This window comes from Indolivaga alginatilytica (assembly GCF_003201355.1).
Taxonomy (GTDB): Bacteria; Bacteroidota; Bacteroidia; order Bacteroidales; family Dysgonomonadaceae; genus Dysgonomonas_A; species Dysgonomonas_A alginatilytica.
The window spans coordinates 1-1,481 of sequence record NZ_QICL01000069.1 but is presented as its reverse complement, the minus strand read 5'-3'; the positions used below and the strand labels follow the sequence as shown (position 1 = coordinate 1,481).

Sequence of the window (1,481 nt, the reverse complement as noted above, 5' to 3'; positions counted from 1 at the left end):
ACTTTAGCTGAATTTGACAGGGTGATGTTTGAAAAAGATATCGCATTGTTAAGCAACGCCTATAATATATATGTGTCATCCGTATCAGGTGTTGATACGAATAACGGGCTATCAGCATCAACACCTGTTAAAACGATAGCAAGAGCATTAGTATTCGCAGCATCATCGAGCATTACACAGGAGCATATATATATCAGATTGAAAGGTGGCGAAGAATTCAGGCTAACAGGTACTATTGGGATTAATATTCCCGGCAAGGTTGTCAAATTTATGGACGATCAGGTTGCATCACGGTTGAAGCCAATTATAAAGGGTTCGATTTTAAAAGCTGCAAGCGATTTCACACTTGTATCAACAGGCATATATCGTACACCCATTACTAAATTGCATCACTTTATAACCGTCAATGGTGAAATGCGTTTGCTGGCATCGACTGTTAGATACGGCAAATTCTATGAAACTATTACCCTGCCTACTCTGAGCGGCGTGTCGATGGTAGAAGATGCAGATGGTTATAAAGTATATACAGCATCATTTCCGGCGTCTGACATTACCAAGTTAGCAACTATGTACAATGATGCTTATATCACGGTTTTCAAAGATTGGGTAAGCTTCAAAATGAGGGTGTTATCTGTGAACACAAGTAATAATACCATTACTTTTGCTCACAAAAAATCCACAACGATAACATCAGGATCCAGATATATTATCGAAAATATAAACACAACCTTAAGTGTAGACTCTAACCGTGAAACTTTCGCAAAAGGCTCGTATTACACTACAGGCGGTTATTTGTATTACAAGTTAAAGGATGATGAAACAATTTTGAATGTGAAAATCGAACTACCACAAGTAGAAGAGTTATTTAAAATTGAGAGTCCGTGTGTTTTCATTAATACACATTTTAGTCAAGCGTATCATTATTTATTCGATGATCCCAAGTATTGCACTGAGATATCGCAGGGTAGAATGTTTCCCTGCTCAATAAATGTGTATAGTTCCGCTACGTTTTCACAATGCGAGTTTAGCCTTATACTTAGAAATGCAATAGGGTATCATGTTGGTTCTAAAGACTCATCCGTTGTACGATGCATATTCCATGATCTCGGAGCAATGGCAGTGCGAGTAGGCGAATGGGAACAAATTTATAGAGACGATCCCAATACCCCCAAAAACATACACATCTACAATAGTGTAGTAAAAGATTTGGGAAGAATATTAGACCACGCCTCAGGAATATCCCTAACATGGGCAGATACATGTAGTGTCACACATTGCGATGTGTCTCGATTACAAAACAATGGCATTACTCTGGGTTACTCATGGTCACCGCCTACAGTAGCACCAAGTGCCTTGACTAATTGCCGAATTGCCTATAATTATATTCATCATGCAGGTAATTTTCTGCTCGCAGATTTCGCAGGAATTTACATTATCGGCGACACGGGGCAATCTGTTATTGAATATAATCGAATACACGA

General features: G+C 38.7%; 1 protein-coding gene. It reads left to right on the top strand.

The features are described 5' to 3' along the window. On the top strand, positions 1 to 1,481 hold a 1,481-nt coding region (locus CLV62_RS21405), incomplete at both ends, for a right-handed parallel beta-helix repeat-containing protein (RefSeq protein WP_170120129.1).